This window comes from Streptomyces chartreusis, from assembly GCF_008704715.1.
Taxonomy (GTDB): domain Bacteria; phylum Actinomycetota; class Actinomycetes; order Streptomycetales; family Streptomycetaceae; genus Streptomyces; species Streptomyces chartreusis.
The window spans coordinates 4,580,804-4,596,935 of sequence record NZ_CP023689.1; the positions used below are offsets into that span (position 1 = coordinate 4,580,804).

The 16,132-nt window shown below is 71.9% G+C and carries 15 protein-coding genes; 7 read left to right on the plus strand and 8 right to left on the minus strand.

Annotated elements, in window-relative coordinates:
* Window positions 1-170: 170 nt before the first annotated feature.
* Window positions 171-2,102 (plus strand): NAD-binding protein, encoded by a 1,932-nt coding sequence (locus CP983_RS19770; protein WP_150500816.1) that lies wholly within the window; start codon window positions 171-173, stop codon window positions 2,100-2,102.
* Between the two features lie 49 nt (window positions 2,103-2,151).
* Here CP983_RS19770 and CP983_RS19775 read toward each other — a convergent pair whose 3' ends face one another.
* Window positions 2,152-3,990, minus strand: coding sequence for a S9 family peptidase (locus tag CP983_RS19775; RefSeq protein WP_150500818.1), 1,839 nt, complete (start codon window positions 3,988-3,990; stop codon window positions 2,152-2,154).
* Window positions 3,991-4,166: 176 nt separating this feature from the next.
* On the opposite strand from CP983_RS19775, the gene CP983_RS19780 reads away from it, so the two are divergent.
* Window positions 4,167-4,958 (plus strand): SURF1 family protein, encoded by a 792-nt coding sequence (locus CP983_RS19780; protein WP_125527263.1) that lies wholly within the window; start codon window positions 4,167-4,169, stop codon window positions 4,956-4,958.
* A gap of 34 nt (window positions 4,959-4,992) precedes the next feature.
* On the opposite strand, the gene CP983_RS19785 is transcribed toward CP983_RS19780, so the two are convergent.
* The 4 genes from CP983_RS19785 to CP983_RS19800 all read right to left on the minus strand — a co-directional run bounded on the left by CP983_RS19785 (window position 4,993) and on the right by CP983_RS19800 (window position 9,533).
* Window positions 4,993-6,129, minus strand: a complete 1,137-nt coding sequence (locus CP983_RS19785; RefSeq protein ID WP_229915043.1) for a hypothetical protein — start codon at window positions 6,127-6,129, stop codon at window positions 4,993-4,995.
* Window positions 6,126-6,731 carry a SigE family RNA polymerase sigma factor gene (locus CP983_RS19790; protein WP_107904679.1) on the minus strand — a complete coding sequence of 202 codons (606 nt, stop codon included), beginning with the start codon at window positions 6,729-6,731 and terminating at the stop codon, window positions 6,126-6,128. Before CP983_RS19790 ends, CP983_RS19785 begins: the two co-directional genes overlap by 4 nt.
* 475 nt (window positions 6,732-7,206) lie before the next feature.
* On the minus strand, window positions 7,207-8,259 hold the full coding sequence (locus CP983_RS19795) for an aspartate-semialdehyde dehydrogenase (protein ID WP_030946919.1): 1,053 nt from the start codon (window positions 8,257-8,259) through the stop codon (window positions 7,207-7,209).
* Complete coding sequence (locus tag CP983_RS19800) at window positions 8,256-9,533, minus strand: aspartate kinase (RefSeq protein WP_030946921.1); 1,278 nt, start codon at window positions 9,531-9,533, stop codon at window positions 8,256-8,258. The genes CP983_RS19795 and CP983_RS19800 overlap by 4 nt, the downstream gene beginning before the upstream one ends.
* A 277-nt stretch (window positions 9,534-9,810) precedes the next feature.
* Between CP983_RS19800 and CP983_RS19805 the strand changes: the two genes are divergently transcribed.
* The 4 genes from CP983_RS19805 to CP983_RS19820 are packed head-to-tail and all read left to right on the plus strand — an operon-like array spanning window position 9,811 to window position 13,881.
* Complete coding sequence (locus tag CP983_RS19805; protein ID WP_150500820.1) at window positions 9,811-10,566, plus strand: cyclodityrosine synthase; 756 nt, start codon at window positions 9,811-9,813, stop codon at window positions 10,564-10,566.
* Entirely contained in the window at window positions 10,556-11,743 is a 1,188-nt protein-coding gene (locus CP983_RS19810; protein WP_150500822.1) for a cytochrome P450, read from the plus strand. The genes CP983_RS19805 and CP983_RS19810 overlap by 11 nt, the downstream gene beginning before the upstream one ends.
* A gap of 57 nt (window positions 11,744-11,800) precedes the next feature.
* Complete coding sequence (locus tag CP983_RS19815) at window positions 11,801-12,499, plus strand: response regulator transcription factor (protein ID WP_150500824.1); 699 nt, start codon at window positions 11,801-11,803, stop codon at window positions 12,497-12,499.
* Entirely contained in the window at window positions 12,496-13,881 is a 1,386-nt protein-coding gene (locus CP983_RS19820; protein WP_150500826.1) for a HAMP domain-containing sensor histidine kinase, read from the plus strand. The genes CP983_RS19815 and CP983_RS19820 overlap by 4 nt, the downstream gene beginning before the upstream one ends.
* On the opposite strand, the gene CP983_RS19825 is transcribed toward CP983_RS19820, so the two are convergent.
* Together CP983_RS19825 and CP983_RS19830 are read right to left on the minus strand one after the other, a co-directional pair.
* A complete protein-coding gene (locus CP983_RS19825) occupies window positions 13,847-14,371 on the minus strand; it encodes an SgcJ/EcaC family oxidoreductase (protein WP_150500828.1) in 525 nt (174 codons plus the stop codon). The two genes, CP983_RS19820 and CP983_RS19825, sit on opposite strands and share 35 nt — an antisense overlap.
* A gap of 124 nt (window positions 14,372-14,495) precedes the next feature.
* A complete protein-coding gene (locus tag CP983_RS19830) occupies window positions 14,496-14,702 on the minus strand; it encodes a hypothetical protein (protein WP_150500830.1) in 207 nt (68 codons plus the stop codon).
* Between the two features lie 152 nt (window positions 14,703-14,854).
* Here CP983_RS19830 and CP983_RS19835 point away from each other — a divergent pair, with 152 nt between their 5' ends.
* A complete protein-coding gene (locus tag CP983_RS19835) occupies window positions 14,855-15,586 on the plus strand; it encodes a sulfite exporter TauE/SafE family protein (RefSeq protein WP_150500832.1) in 732 nt (243 codons plus the stop codon).
* 38 nt (window positions 15,587-15,624) lie between these two features.
* On the opposite strand, the gene CP983_RS19840 is transcribed toward CP983_RS19835, so the two are convergent.
* Window positions 15,625-16,038 (minus strand): SsgA family sporulation/cell division regulator, encoded by a 414-nt coding sequence (locus CP983_RS19840; RefSeq protein ID WP_125527253.1) that lies wholly within the window; start codon window positions 16,036-16,038, stop codon window positions 15,625-15,627.
* Between the last annotated feature and the right edge of the window lie 94 nt (window positions 16,039-16,132).

The following is a 16,132-nucleotide window of genomic DNA, read 5'->3' on the forward strand; positions in this document are numbered from 1 at the left end:
GAACGGCGCCGGTCCAGGCGTCGGTCTCCCTCCCCTCCCATACGGTCTCGGGGGCACGGGCGTTCAACATCGGCGGGGCCGCTTCTGGAACCACCCGTCACCATGAGGCACTCTTTTCCCTTGTGGGGAGCGTTCCGAATCAGGGCTTAGGGAGTGACACGGTCGCGCACATGGTCGTGTGCGGCGACGACGGGCTCGCGCACCGGCTGGCCGCCGAGTTGCGCGGGGTGTACGGCGAGCAGGTCACGCTCGTCGTGCCACCCTCCGAACGCACGGTACGGCCACCGGTCGTCGGCCGGGCCCGAGCGGCGTCGGCGGCGCTGCTGGACCGGGTGGTGAACGCGGCCGTGGGCCGTGCGGGCGGCGCGGCCGGCGCCACCGAACCGGCGGGCAGCGTACGGGTGGTGGAGACCGCCGAGGCGACGGAGGCCGCGCTCGCCGACGCGGGCGTGGAACGGGCCGGCGCACTCGCCCTCGTCTATGACGACGACGAGACCAACATCCGTGCCGCCCTCACCGCCAGACGCCTCAACCCCCGGCTCCGGCTCGTCCTGCGGCTGTACAACCGCCGGCTGGGCCAGCACATCGAGGAACTCCTCGATCAGGCGGCCACGTTGGCGACGGGCGCGGACGACGCCGGTCTCGACGCCTCCACCACCGTCCTGTCCGACGCCGACACCGCCGCCCCCGCGCTGGCCGCCGCCGCGGTCGCCGGCACCACCAAGGTCGTACAGACCGATGGCCTGCTGCTGCGCGCGGTCGAGCGCCCGCCCCTGCGCGCGGGGCAGACACTCCCGTCCGGGCTGGTCACGCTGGCCCTGCTGTCCGTGAACGGCCATGAACCGGGCGCGGGCGACGGTTCGGAGAACGCCGAGCAGGCACCGCTGCTGCTGCCGGACGACACGACCGTGCGGGACGCCGGGAACCGGGGCAGGGTCGTCCTGGAGCAGGTGTCGTACGCGGGTACGTCGATGCCGGCGAACCGTGGCGGGCGAGGCATCCTGCCGGCGTTCGGCTCGCTGTTCTCGCGGCGGCTGCGGTGGTCGCTGGCCGGTGTGGTGGGCTGTGTGGCGGCGCTGGCCGTGGCACTGACGGTGGTGACCGGCGAACACCCTCTGTACGCCACGTACATGACCCTCCTCGACCTCTTCGCCATCAACGAACCCGCCCTTCACCAGCCCCTGGCCCGCCAGATCCTCCAGCTGATGACGGGGCTGATGGGCCTGCTGCTGCTCCCCGTGCTGCTGGCGGCGGTGCTGGAGGCACTCGGCACCTTCCGCTCCGCCTCCGGCCTGCGCAAGCCGCCCCGCGGGCTGGGCGGACATGTCGTCCTTCTCGGCCTCGGCAAGATCGGCACCCGGGTGCTGACCCGGCTGCGCGAACTGAACATCCCCGTGGTGTGCGTCGAGGCCGACCCCGACGCGCGCGGCCTCGCCACGGCGCGCCGGCTGCGGGTGCCGGTGGTGCTCGGGGACGTCACCCAGGAAGGCGTCCTGGAGGCCGCGAAGATCCACCGCTCGCACGCCCTCCTCGCGGTGACCAGCGCGGACACCACGAACCTGGAAGCCGCGCTGTACGCCCGCTCCGTGCGCCCCGACCTGCGCGTGGTGCTGCGCCTCTACGACGACGACTTCGCCACCGCCGTCTACCGCACCCTGCGTGCCGCCCACCCCTACGCCTCCACCCGCAGCCGCAGCGTGACCCATCTCGCCGCGCCCGCGTTCGCCGGGGCGATGATGGGGCGGCAGATCCTGGGCGCCATCCCCGTCGAGCGGCGGGTGCTGCTGTTCGCCGCGGTGGACGTGGGCGGGCATCCCCAGCTGGAGGACCGCACCGTCGGACAGGCCTTCCGCCCCGGCGCCTGGCGCGTACTGGCGCTGGACCGCACCCCCGCCGAGGAACGCCGGGACGGCGCGGCACGCGAGGAGCCCGCGACGGAGGAGGCCTACGACGACTCCCGGGCGGGCGGCCCGACGGGCTGGGTGTGGGACCTGCCCGACAACTACGTCCTCCAGAAGGAGGACCGCGTCGTACTGGCCGCCACCCGGCAGGGACTCGCGGACCTGCTGGGCAGACGGTCCCGGGAACGGGCGGGGGCTTAGGCGGGGGTCGTCTCGCCCCCGCCGCCCCGTCCCGTCCGGCCGGTGGGCGTCAGGGGCGCTGTGTCCCCTTCAAGTGGCGCTCCGCGAAGTCCAGTTCCAGGCCGACCTGCTTGATCCGTTCGTCCACGACGAGTGAGCCGTGGCCCGCGTCGTAGCGGTACACCTCGTGCGTCGCGCCGCGGGCCTCCAGGCGCTTGACGTAGTTGTCGATCTGGCGGATCGGGCAGCGCGGGTCGTTCACACCGGCCGAGATGTAGACCGGGGCCGTGACGTCGTCGACGTAGGTGAGCGGGGACGACGCGTCGTAGCGCTCGGGAACCTCCTCCGGGGTGCCGCCCAGGAGGGTGCGGTCCATCGCCTTCAGGGCCTCCATCTCGTCGTGGTACGCGGTGACGTAGTCGGCGACCGGGACCGCCGCGATGCCCACCGTCCACGCGTCCGGCTGGGTGCCGAGGCCGAGGAGGGTGAGATAGCCGCCCCAGGAGCCGCCGGTCAGGATCAGGCGGGAGGGGTCGGCCAGGCCGGAGGTGACCGCCCATTCACGGACCGCCGCGATGTCCTCCAGCTCGATCAGGCCGACCCGGTGCTTGAGCGCGTCGGTCCAGGCGCGGCCGTAGCCCGTCGAGCCGCGGTAGTTCACGCGGACCACCGCGTAGCCGTGGTCCACCCAGGCCGCCGGGCCCGCCGCGAACGCGTCGCTGTCGTGCCAGGTCGGGCCGCCGTGGATGTCGAACACGGTGGGCAGCGGGCCCTCGACGCCCGCCGGGCGCTGGACGAGGGCGTGGATACGGCCGCCCGGGCCCTCCACCCACACGTCCTCGACCGGGACCGAGCCGGGGGACTTCATGCCGGGCGGGTCCAGCACGACCCGCCCCGTCGTCGAGCGCACCGCCGAGGGCTCCGCAGCCGACGACCACAGGTACTCCACGCTGCCGTCCGGCCGGGCCGTCGCACCGGACACCGAGCCCGCCGGGGTCAGGATCCGCTCCGCCGCGCGGCGGGCCAGGTCGTACCGGAACAGCTCGCTGCGCGCCTCGAAGCTGTGCACGATCAGCAGACCGGTGCCGTCGGGATACCACTCGGCGCTCACGTCGCCCGGCAGGTCGAGCGCGAGGTCGGTCTCCTCCCTCGTCGCCACGTCCCACACCAGCGGCTCCCAGCGGCCCCGCCGCTGATGCCCGATGAGCAGCCGCGTGTCGCCGTCCACCGGGGCGAAGCCGAGGACCTCCAGACCGAGCTCCTCGGTGCCGCCCTTGGTGTCGTCGAGCTCGGCGACCGCCGTGCCGTCGGGGCGCAGGACGCGCAGGGCCGAGTGCATCGCGTCGCCGTGCTCGGTGTGCTCGACGGCGATCAGCGTGCCGTCGTGCGAGAGGTCGCCGACGCCCGCGGACTCGCGGTGGCGGTAGATCTCCACCGGGGACTCCCCGGCGCGGGCCAGATGGATCGTGGTGCCGTCCTCGTCGGTGGAGCGGCCCACGATCGCCGTCCGCCCGTCCCGGCCGAGGGCGAGGCCCGCCGGGTACGACGGGTCCAGGCCTGGCGCCGCGAGTTCGTCCTCACCGCCGTCGAAACGCTGCCGGCGCCAGACGCCGAACTCGTCGCCGTCCTTGTCGTCGAACCACCAGATCCAGGTGCCGTCCGGGCAGAGCACGCCGTCCGTCGTGCCGTTCGGCCGGTCGGTGACCTGGCGCTGCTCGCCCGTCGCCCGGTCCCAGGCGTACAGCTCGTACGTCCCCGTGGCGTTCGACACGAACAAGGAGCGGTCCGGTGCGTCCTCCGCCCAGTCGGGCAGCGACACCCGAGGCGCCCGGAAGCGCTTCTCCCAGTCCGGCATGTCCGTGTCCTGCATCTGGTGATCGGGCGAATCCGACCCGTGGCTCTCAGTCATGGCCCCATAGTGCCTGGCCCGGCGGACAATCCGCTGGCGAGGTCCCCAGCCTGTGGATAACTTCCCGCCCTCGCACCCCACCGCCCCCACGGGCACGAACACGTCGCCGGGGCCGGCGCCGAGCGGTCCTGACCCCGCGAGCGGGACCTTCCGGGCAGCCCCGTACCTTTAATCGCGTGTACCGGTTTCTGCTGACGCCCCGTTGGTGGGGGATCAACGTCTTCGTGCTGCTCGCCATCCCCTTCTGCGTGTTCATGGGGTCGTGGCAGCTGAGCCGGTTCGAGGCACGCGTCGACGACCACCGCAACGCCGGTGAGCAGGCCGCGGAGAACAAGCGGGAGGCCGCCCGGCCGCTCGCCGACCTGCTCCCGGTGGACAAGGCGACGGCGGGCCGGCAGGCCACCGCCGAGGGCCGGTACGCCGAGCAGCTGCTCGTGCCGGGCCGCGAGCTGGACGGCAAGCGCGGCTACTACGTCCTGACGCTGCTGCGCACCGACACCGGCAAGGCCCTGCCGGTCGTGCGGGGCTGGCTGCCGGGCGACCCCGACCGCGCCGACGCCCCCGCCGCGCCCAAGGGCGAGGTCGAGGTCACCGGCGCGCTCCAGGCCTCCGAGCAGCCCGGGGAGAACGGCGTGCCCGCGCAGGGCGGCCTGCCGTCCGGCCAGGCCGGCGCGATCAGCGCGGCGTCGCTGGTGAACCTGGTGTCGTACGACGTCTACGACGCCTGGATCACCCTCGCCAAGGCCGATGCGGGCATGAAGGCGGTCCCGGCTGCCGCCACCGCCGACACGGGCCTGGACCTGAAGGCGTTCCAGAACCTCGGCTACACCGGCGAGTGGTTCGTCTTCGCCGGCTTCGTGGTCTTCATGTGGTTCCGGCTGCTGCGCCGCGAGGTGGAGTCCGTACGGGACGCGGAGCTCGGGCTGACGCCGGACGAGGAACGCGTCTCCAGCCCGTCCGGCGTGTGATCGAAGAGGTCGCGGGGCGGCGGCGACGGAGCGGTCACGCCCCCGCCAGCACGCCCGTCCAGTAGACCGTCCCCGCGCAGGCGTTGGACACGACCACCGTGCCCGTCGCGCCTCCCGCCTCCGTCGTGTTGGAGATCGTGACGCTGCCGTCGACGGTGGTGTCCTCGGTCAGCAGCTGGGTGGATGTCCCCGTGTCGCCGCCGGTGGAGGTGCCGTCGGTGGTGCCGCTGGTGGTGTCGGTCGGCGTCGGGTCGGGCGAGGGCTCCCCGCCGCCCGTGCTGCCGCCGGTGTTGTCACCCGTGGTGGGACAGGTCTCCGAGGGTATCCAGGCGAACTTCACCGCGTAGGACTCGCCCGGCTTGAGGATGAGCGAGGTCAGCTCCTGGGCCGGGTCGGGCAGTCCGGCCGCCGCGTCCCCGGCGGTGTGCCGGATCGAGGTGATCTTCGCCTGGTCGGCCGCGCCGCCCGCGAGCGCGCTCACGTTGCCGGGGCTGCTCACCATGCAGTCGCCCGCGGAGATGTTGCTGAAGCGGAAGGTGCCGTAGACCGCGCCGGCGGTGTCGGGGGCGTCGGAGGCCCCGCCGGACGTGCCGAGCTGGTCGACCGTGCACGCCGCGACGCCCGCCGCGGTGGTGGCCTGGGGGTCGTCGGGGCTGCCGGAACCGCTGCCCGGTCCCGTGCCGGAGCCCTTGTCCTCGTCCTTGTCGCCGTCCTTGCCCCGGTCCTGGGTCTTGCCGGAGGAGCCGCCCGAGGTGCTCTGGCCGCCCTCCGTCTCCTTGCCCTGGCCGACGCCGCCCTGCGCCTGCTCACCGTGACCGGCGTTCGACGAGTTGACGTTGGCGTCGGTGGCGTTGGACACATGCACCAGCGCCGGGACGGCGGTGCCGACGAAGAGGGCCGCGGCGGCCATGCCGACGAGCGCCTGCCGCTTGCGCGCCCGGCGTGCGGGCACCGCCCGGCGCAGATGGTCCAGAGTGCCGTCGCGCGGCTCCATCTCCTCGACCGCGTCGTGCAGCAAGCGGCGCAAGACCAGCTCGTCCGAGTCGAGCCCCTCGGGGCCCTGGTCGTCGGGGCCGTGGTTCACAGTTCCGTTCCCAGCGTGCGATTGCTTCGGCTGTTGCTTGTCCGGCAGTTCCGCCGGCTCCCGCCGCTCGTCCTGGTCCCCGCTCATGCCGGCGCCTCCATGGCGACCCGCAGAGCCGCGATGCCGCGCGAGCCGTACGCCTTCACCGAGCCCAGCGAGATACCGAGCGTCTCGGCGACCTGCGCCTCGGTCATGTCCGCGAAGTAGCGCAGGACGAGCACCTCGCGCTGACGGCGCTGAAGGCCCTTCATCGCCTTGATGAGGGAGTCCCGTTCGAGCTGGTCGTAGGCCCCCTCCTCCGCGCTCGCCATGTCGGGCATCGGCTTGGACAGCAGCTTCAGCCCGAGTATGCGGCGGCGCAGGGCGGAGCGGGACAGATTCACGACGGTCTGGCGCAGATACGCCAGTGTCTTTTCCGGATCCCGCACCCGCTTGCGCGCGGAGTGGACCCGGATGAACGCCTCCTGGACGACGTCCTCGCAGGAGGCGGTGTCGTCGAGGAGGAGGGCCGCGAGACCCAGCAGGGAGCGGTAGTGCGCCCGGTAGGTCTCGGTGAGGTGATCGACGGTGGTGCCGGCCGCCGCGGTGTTCTCGGCGTGATCGGCACCGTCACGCTGACTCGGGATGCGGGTTGGCCGCGCTGCGGGCATGGGCGCGATCACCGGCATGCCGCCGGGCGCACCGGGCATGCGTGATCGGACGGGCCGGCGGGGCGGCCGTAGGGCCGTACCGCGGGTCGCCGCACTGAAGTCGAGTACCTCTGCCACGCCTGTTGGACACGCGTACCCCCGAGAGGGTTGTACGTGCCGGACGTCACTTTTGCGCCGACGTCCGCAGCTGCTCTCACCCGAGGCAGCACAACTGGCTGTGCGTCAAACGCCCACATGCCTACCCGCTCTTCCCTTATGTCCCACATGAACGGGCGTCCCCACGCCCAGCTCATGGCGTCCCCACGCCAGAAAAAACGCGTCTCCACGCCCATAAGGGCGACCGCAAAGACGCTCCCCGCCCTGCAAGCGGTTGCAGAAGGCGGGGAGAAAAATCTTCGGATGCCGACCCGGCCCGGTTCAAGTGGTCCGGACCATCGTTCAGCTCACATTCTTCACACAGATCCTACAAACGAATCCGTCGCAGCCCAGGGGATTTCCTGCGGCACCGGCAGTCTCACGAAAACTCCGCCGCCACCAGCTCCGCGATCTGAGCGGTGTTGAGGGCCGCGCCCTTGCGCAGATTGTCCCCGCAGACGAAGAGTTCGAGCGCCGTGGGATCGTCCAGCGAACGCCGCACCCGGCCGACCCAGGTCGGGTCCGTGCCCACGACATCGGCGGGCGTCGGGAACTCACCGGCGCCCGGGTCGTCGTACAGCACGACCCCCGGGGTGGTGGCCAGGATCTCGCGGGCCTTGGCGACGGTGACCTCGCCCTCGAAGCGGGCGTGCACGGTCAGCGAGTGCCCGGTCAGCACCGGCACCCGCACACAGGTCACCGCGACCGGCAGCTTCGGCAGGCCGAGGATCTTGCGGGACTCGTCCCGCACCTTCATCTCCTCCGAGGACCAGCCGTCCTCGCGCAGCGACCCGGCCCACGGCACGACGTTCAGCGCGACCGGCTCCGGGAACGGGCCGGTGTTCTCGCCGATGGCCCGCCGTACGTCGCCGGGGCTGGTCCCCAGGTCCGTGCCGGCGACCAGGGACAGCTGCTGGCGCAGGGTGTCGACGCCGGCGCGGCCGGCCCCGCTCACCGCCTGGTAGGAGGACACCACGAGGGAGCGCAGGCCGAACTCGGCGTGCAGCGCGCCCAGCGCCACGATCATCGAGAGGGTCGTGCAGTTGGGGTTGGCCACGATCCCGCGCGGGCGCCTGCGCACCACGTGCGAGTTGACCTCGGGCACGACCAGGGGCACCTCCGGGTCCATCCGGAAGGCGCCCGAGTTGTCGACCACCACCGCGCCCGCGGCGGCGGCGATCGGCGCCCAGCGGGCGGCCACCTCGTCGGGGACGTCGAACATCGCGACGTCGACCCCGGCGAAGGCCTCCTCGGTGAGCGCCACCACCTCGACCTCCTCGCCGCGCACGGCCAGCTTTCGGCCGGCCGAGCGCGGCGAGGCGATCAGACGGATCTCACCCCAGACGTCCGCGCGCTGGGACAGGATCTGGAGCATGACCGAGCCGACGGCCCCGGTCGCGCCAACGACCGCCAGCGTCGGTCGACGGGTCATCGCCCGGTGCCTCCGTAGACCACGGCCTCGTCGCTGTCGGAGTCGAGTCCGAAGGCGGAGTGCACGGCGCGTACCGCCTCGTTGACGTCGTCGGCGCGGGTGACGACCGAGATGCGGATCTCGGAGGTGGAGATCAGCTCGATGTTCACGCCCGCGTCGGACAGCGCCTTGAAGAAGTCCGCCGTGACACCCGGGTTGGTCTTCATGCCGGCGCCGACCAGGGAGATCTTGCCGATCTGGTCGTCGTAGCGCAGGGAGTCGAAGCCGATGCCGGCCTTGTTCTTCTCCAGGGCGTCGATGGCCTTGCGGCCCTCGGACTTCGGCAGCGTGAAGGAGATGTCCGTGAGCCCGGTGGAGGCGGCGGACACGTTCTGCACGATCATGTCGATGTTGATCTCGGCGTCGGAGATCGCGCGGAAGATCGCGGCGGCCTCGCCCGGCTTGTCCGGCACACCGACGACCGTGACCTTGGCCTCGGAGGTGTCGTGCGCGACACCGGAGATGATGGCCTGCTCCACCTGCTTGTCCCCTTGCTCGATCGGCTCGCTGCTGACCCACGTGCCCTGAAGCCCGCTGAAGCTGGACCGCACGTGGATCGGGATGTTGTAACGGCGGGCGTACTCCACACACCGGTGGAGCAGCACCTTCGAGCCGGACGCGGCCAGCTCCAGCATGTCCTCGAAGGCGATCCAGTCGATCTTCTTCGCCTTCTTGACCACGCGCGGGTCGGCGGTGAACACCCCGTCGACGTCGGTGTAGATCTCGCAGACCTCGGCGTCGAGGGCGGCGGCCAGCGCCACGGCGGTGGTGTCGGACCCGCCGCGCCCCAGCGTGGTGATGTCCTTGGAGTCCTGGCTCACGCCCTGGAACCCGGCGACGATGGCGATGTTGCCCTCGTTCAGCGAGTCACGGATCCGGCCCGGTGTCACGTCGATGATCCGGGCTTTGTTGTGGACCGAGTCGGTGATGACACCTGCCTGGCTGCCGGTGAACGACTGGGCGGAGTGGCCCAGGTTTTTGATCGCCATGGCCAGCAGGGCCATGGAGATCCGCTCTCCCGCGGTCAGCAGCATGTCGAGCTCGCGCCCGGCAGGGATCGGGGATACCTGCTCGGCGAGATCGATCAGCTCGTCCGTCGTGTCGCCCATCGCGGAAACCACTGCGACCACCTGGTGGCCGTTCTTCTTGGCTTCCACGATCCGCTTGGCGACGCGCTTGATGCCCTCGGCATCGGCTACGGAGGAGCCTCCGTACTTCTGCACGACAAGGCCCACGTGCGCTCCTCGCTCAGTCCGTGTGTGTCGGCTCAGTTTACCGAGCGTCCGAATTCGACCTTGGGGTTCCCAGATGGTGAGATTCGGCCGCTCGGGGTCGTGTCTGCCCGGTGGGGAGCCCCGCACTCCGGAAAGTGGGGCAGGTCACTCGCGGGTGGCGTGGGCCGCCAAATGGGCATTGACGCTCTCCGTAGTCGCCCGCTAACTTCGCGTCGTCGTCGCCACACCAGGGGCACAAGGCTCCATCGGGACTTGCGACGCGAAGGATCCTCCTCCTTTGACGACTGCGACCGCTTCCGAGATCCAGCACGTCACATCAGCCGAGGCCGATACGGATTCCGCGGCCGGCTCCCTCTTCGAGATCAGGCCCTTCACCCCGCACTGCGAGGTCATCCGCGACGCCGGCGACCACGCCGTCATCGGCGTCTCCCCCGGCAACAGCTACTTCTCCGCCGACCGGGTCCACGACCTGGCCCGCTGGGGCCTCACCCGGTTCGAGCGGGTGGACTTCGTCTACACGGACCTGTACGTGGCCGAGATGTACGCGGCGTCCGGCTATCCGCCCGACGACGCCCGCCGCAAGGCGGTGAAGAACCTGCGCGGGGTGCGCGCCAAGGTGCTGGGCGCCGTCCGGGCGGCGGACCCGGGCGGCAGCCGCCTGCACGCCCACGCCATGTCCGACTTCCACGGCAACGCGGCCTACCGCGAGATCCACGACCGGCTCCGGGCCCGCCTCGCCACCGACGACGAGTTCCGCACGACCTGCGAGAAACTCGTCGACTCGTTCCTGACCGGCCGGGCCGAGGGGGCGACCGCCGCCCAGCGCGAGGTCTGCCTCTCCTACGTCTGCGCCGAGGCGCCGCTCTTCCTGGACACCCCCGCCATCCTCGGCGTCCCGTCCTCCCTCAACTGCTACCACCAGCTGCTGCCGATGGCCGAGCTGCTCTACTCCCGCGGCGCCGGACTGCGCGCCTCCCGCAACCAGGGGCACGCCATCGTCACGCCCGCCGAGGGGACCACCGATGCTCACTGAAACTCCCCTCGACTTCCCGTTCTCCTGGCGCGGCGACCAGCTCCCGCCCGAGGTCGAGGAGTTGCGCGCCGACCGGCCGGTGCGGCGCGTGCGCACCATCGCCGGCGACGAGGCGTGGCTGGTGTCGTCGTACGCCCTGTGCAAGCAGGTCCTCGAAGACCCCCGCTTCAGCCTGAAGGACACCTCAGCGCCCGGCGTGCCGCGGCAGTACGCGCTGACGATCCCGCCCGAGGTCGTCAACAACATGGGGAACATCACCGGCGCCGGGCTGCGCAAGGCCGTGCTGAAGGCACTGAACCCCAAAAGCCCCGGCCTGGTGGAGTGGATGCGGTCCGGTGCCGGTGAACTCGTCGACGGGCTGATGCGCGAGGGCGCTCCGGCCGACCTGCGGGCCGGCTTCGCCGATCCGTACTCGGCGGGTATGCACTGCCGCATCCTCGGCATCCCGGCCTCGGACGCGCCCCGGCTGATGCGGAGCCTGGACATCGCGTTCATGAACTCGGCCTGCCCGGTCGCCGGCGCCCGGCTCAACTGGGACCGGGACATCGCCTTCATGACGGAGCGCCTCGACGACCCGGCGACGACGGGCCTGATGGGCGAGCTCGCCGCCCTGCGCGCCGACCCCGAGTACGGCCATCTCACCGACGAGATGCTCGCGACGGTGGGGGTGACGATGTTCGGCGCCGGGGTCATCTCCACCTCGGGCTTCCTGACCATGGCGCTGGTGTCGCTGATCCAACACCCCGCCCTGAAGGCCGAGCTGGTCGCGGACCCCGGGAAGATCCCCGCGGCCGTGGACGAGCTGCTGCGGATCAACCTGTCCATCGGCGACGGCCTGCCGCGGCTGGCGACCGAGGACGTGCGGCTGGGCGACGTGGACTTGAAGGCGGGCGAGCTGGTGCTGGTCCTCGTCGAGGGCGCGAACTTCGACCCGGCGGCCTTCCCCGACCCCCACCGGGTCGACCTCGGCCGGGAGAACGCCACCGCGCACCTCTCCTTCGGCGGCGGCCGCCACTACTGCCCCGCGACCGCCCTCGGCCGGGCGCACGCCGAGATCGCGCTGCGGACGCTGCTGGAGCGGATGCCGGGGCTGCGGCTCGCGGTGCCGATCGAGCAACTGGTGTGGCGCACCGGCTTCATGAAGCGGATCCCGGAGCGGCTGCCCGTCATGTGGTAGCCGCTCACCGGCTCGACGGCCGGTCGTCTTTAAGTTTCAACCACTAGGGTTCGGCGTGTGCGCGTACTTCTGGTGGAAGACGACGAACCGGTCGCCGAGTCGCTCCGGCGAGGACTGCTGCGCTACGGCTTCGAGGTGGCCTGGGTGACCACGGGCGGCGCGGCGCTGAGCCACAGCGATCCCTACGACGTCGTGCTCCTCGACCTCGGACTGCCCGACACCGACGGGCTCGACGTCTGCAGGGCGCTGCGCGAGCGCGGTGACGTGCCGATCATCGTGATCAGCGCGCGCAGCGACGAGACGGACCGGGTGGTCGGGCTGGAACTCGGCGCGGACGACTACGTCTCCAAGCCGTTCGGCGTCCGCGAGGTCATAGCCCGGATACGGGCCGTCATGCGCCGCAGCCGGCCCCGTACGCCCGCCGGGACCGGCCCCGACCGCTACGGCGACCGTCTCACCGTCGACCGCAAGGCGGCCCGCGTCCGGCTGGACGGCGAGGAGGTCGCGCTCGCGCCCAAGGAGTACGACCTGCTGGCCTTCCTCACCGAGGAGCCGGGGGCGCTGATGTCGCGGGAGCAGATCATGGAGGCGGTCTGGGACGCGAACTGGTTCGGCCCGACCAAGACGCTCGACGTGCATGTGGCGGCGCTGCGGCGCAAGCTCGCCGGGGCCGTCACGATCGAGGCGGTGCGCGGGGTCGGCTTCCGGCTGGAGGTCGTCGGCTCCGACCGGGGCGACGGCAGCGGCCCGTCATGATCCGCCAACTCATCCGCAGCTACGTCCTGCTCGTGGCCGTGGCGATCGCCCTCTTCACGGTGCCGGTGGCGTTCACGCTCACGGACCAGCTGCGGGGCGACACCGCGGACTCCGCGCGGCGTGAGGCCGACACCATGGCCCTGCTCCTCGGCAACGGCAACACCCCCTCGTGCGCGGCCCTGGACGAGATGGCCCGGGCGTACGCCGGCCAGACCCCCGGCCAGGTCGAGACGACCGGGCGCTGCGACACCGGCCTGCCGGGCCCGCAGCGGGACGCGGCCCTGACCGGAGCCCTTGAGGACGGCAGGTCCACGACCGACTGGGGCTCCTCCTTCATCTGGGGGCCGGAGCTGAAGGTCACGGTGCCCGCCCGCTCCAGCGCCGTCGACCTCGACGGCCGCAACCGGGGCCCGGTCGTCGGCGCGGTCCGCATCGTGTACTCGACGGACGACCTGACCGAACGGCTCTGGACGATCTGGGGTTTCCGAGCGGTCCTCGCGGTGGCCGTCCTCGCCGTGGCCGCCGTGATCGGCGCCGCCGCGGCACGGCGTATCACCCGGCCGCTGCGCCAGCTCAACGACATGGCGAGCAGGTTCAGCGACGGCGATCTGACCGCCCGCTCCCCCGTGACGGGCCCGCCGGAGACCCAGACACTGGCGCGCACCCTGAACCAGGGCGCGGAGCGCCTGGACACGCTGGTCGCCTCGCAGCGCATCTTCGTGGCCGACGCCTCGCATCAACTCCGTACCCCTCTCACGGCGCTCAGGCTGTCGCTGGACAACATCGCGGACGGGGTCGACGACGACTTCGTCAAGGAGGACGTGGAGCAGGCCACGGCCGAGGTCGTCCGGATGAGCCGGCTGGTGAGCGGGCTGCTGGTGCTGGCGCGGGCGGAGGCCAAGGTGACGGCGGCGGAACCGCTGGCGCTTATCGACATCGTGCGCGAGCGGCTGGACGTGTGGCGGCCGGCCGCCGACGAGCGCGGAGTCACCATCGCGCTCGCGGCGAGTGCCGACGGCCGGCCACTGGTGCTGGCCTCTCCCGGCCATCTGGAGCAGGTGCTGGACAACGTGCTCTCCAACGCCCTGGAGGTGTCACCGGACGGTGGCACGATCACCGTCGGGGTGGAGACCAAGGGCGAGTCGGTGGTGCTCTCGGTCCTCGACGAGGGTCCCGGCATGCCGGACGCCGACAAGTCCCGTGCCTTCGACCGGTTCTGGCGCGGCCGGGGGCTGACCGGGAGGTCCGGTTCGGGCCTCGGCCTCGCCGTCGTCAAGCAGCTGGTGACCGACGACGGCGGGACCGTGGCGCTCGGGGACGCTCCCGGGGGCGGGCTGAAGGTGGCGATCAGCCTTCGGGCATCTTCGAGGAGTGGTGGTTGACGATGAGCCACTCACCGCCGCGCTTCTCGTAGGCGTAGGTGTAGCGGGCCTCGACGGTGCTCTTCGCTCCGGTCGCGGGGTCGGTGAGCGCGAACTCGTAGACGCCGGTGTCGATGGCGGAGTTGTGGTCGAGGACGTTGACGTGGGTCTCGATCTTCGTGCCGACCGGCTTGTTGGCGAGGAAGTGCTCGAAGTAGTCGACGATTCCGGCGCGGTCGGCGCGGACCTTGTTGGAGACCGTGGGCAGCAGCACCGCGTCCTTCGCGTACAGGTCGGCGACCTGCTCCGGGTCACCGGTGGCGAGGGCGCTGTTCCACTGGTCGAACAGGCCGGCTATCTCCTTCTTGCCGGGCTTCTTCTCGCTCCAGCCGGGCTTCTTCTCACCCCAGCCGGGCCCGGCGGCCGCGGCACCGGCGGCGACCGTGCCGACGGCGACCACGGCGGTGGCGGTGACAACGGCCACGCGCTTGCTGATGGAACGACGAGTCATCGCATCTCCCGTAACAGGTCTGGTTCAAGTGGCTCCAGACTCGCCGCGGGCCGGTTAGGGCCCGTGCAGCGGACGTACAGGCCGGGGACAACACCGCTCCAATTCGCGCCGCGTGAGCGCCCGGTCACACGGCGGCGGCCTTCCGGCGACCGCGTCCGCGACCCCGTCCGCGCACCAACTCGACGCCTGCGCCCAGCGATACGACGCCCATGCCGGCGGCCGTCAGGACGCCCTGGGTGCCGTCGACGACGAAGGGGGCGGCCGCGGCGACCACGGCGTTGAAGAGGAACAGGAACCACAGAACGGCACGGGAGGAGAGCAGAGCCTTCATGGGCGGAGTCCTTCGGGGCGGGGCCGTCGCTCGACGGCCGTTGACCTGGTGCGATCAACGATTCCGTTTCCCGAGGTCAGCCACGAGGTAGTGAGCTCCCGAAGAGGGGGTGTAGCCCGCTACACCCCGGCCGCGGGTGAGGATGCCGAGCCGTGACGAGCGGATGGACGGGCGACGCGCTGCTGGCGGCCATCGTGCTGCTCGGATCCTCCGTCCAGTGGCTCACGGGCATGGGCTTCGCGCTGGTCGCGGTCCCCGCGCTGGTGCTGCTGCTCGGCCCCGCCGAGGGTGTCGTCCTCGCCAACTGCGCGTGCGGCGCGATCAGTGCGGTGGGCCTGGCCGGCGGCTGGCGGCGAGTACGGCCGGGCGCGATGGTCCCGCTGTGCGTGGCCGCGGCCTGCACGGTCCCGGCGGGCACCTGGATCACGCGCCGACTGCCGGAGCCGGTACTCCTGTTGACCATGGGCGGGCTCGTCACCCTCGCCGTGCTGCTGGTCCTGCGCGGCGCCCGGGTCCCCGCCCTGCGCGGCACGAAGGGCGCGGTCGCGGCCGGCGCGGTCGGCGGCTTCATGAACTCGGCCGCCGGGGTGGGCGGCCCGCCGGTGTCCCTGTACGCGGTGAACGCGGGCTGGACGGTACGGGAGTTCGTACCGAACGCGCAGTTCTACGGCGCGGTAGTCAACGCGTTCTCGCTGGCCGCGAACGGCGTACCGGAACTGAGCGCCCCGCGGTGGGGGACGGTGATCGCGGCGATGACGATCGGCGGGGTGATCGGCGCCTGGCTCGCCGGCCGGACGCCCGAACAGCGGGCGCGGCTCCTGGTGTTGACGCTGGCACTGACGGGCGGGGTCGTGACGGTGGCGAAGGGCCTGGCGGGCCTGTGAAGGGCTTGGTGCTCACCGCCGGCCCCCGGACCAGGGCATCACACCCGCCCGCCGAACAGGGTCGCAAGGCCCCGGTCCAGTTCCGCGCCCACGGTCTCCTCGCCCGGCTCCAGCACGGTGTAGGTGCGGGTCAGGAAGCGGTTCAGGTCCGCGGTGACGAACCGGAGTCTGGCCACGCCCTCCGGCATGTGGAACTCCACGTAGGTGTGGGACGTCCCGCACGGCCGCACCCGCACGGTGCCGAGCCCGGCCGGGGCCCGCAGCCCCTCGTCCAGCAGTGCGCGGGCGAACGTCCAGGTCGCGGCCTCGCCGTCGAGGGTGGCGTGGGCCGGGAAGTCCAGGTGCACGGCGAGCGGATCGCCGGAGGTGTAGCGCAGGGTCGCCGGGAGGGCGATCTCCTGGCCGGCGGTGATCAGGCGGGCGCCGGTCGGCTGCTCCAGGGTCACGTGCATGGGCGGGCTCCGATTCGAGGCGGGGGCAGCGGCCCGGTGTGGCCGTTGTGCCGGTGAGACGGCACGAGTCCCCCGTGCATTACGCGACTACGGG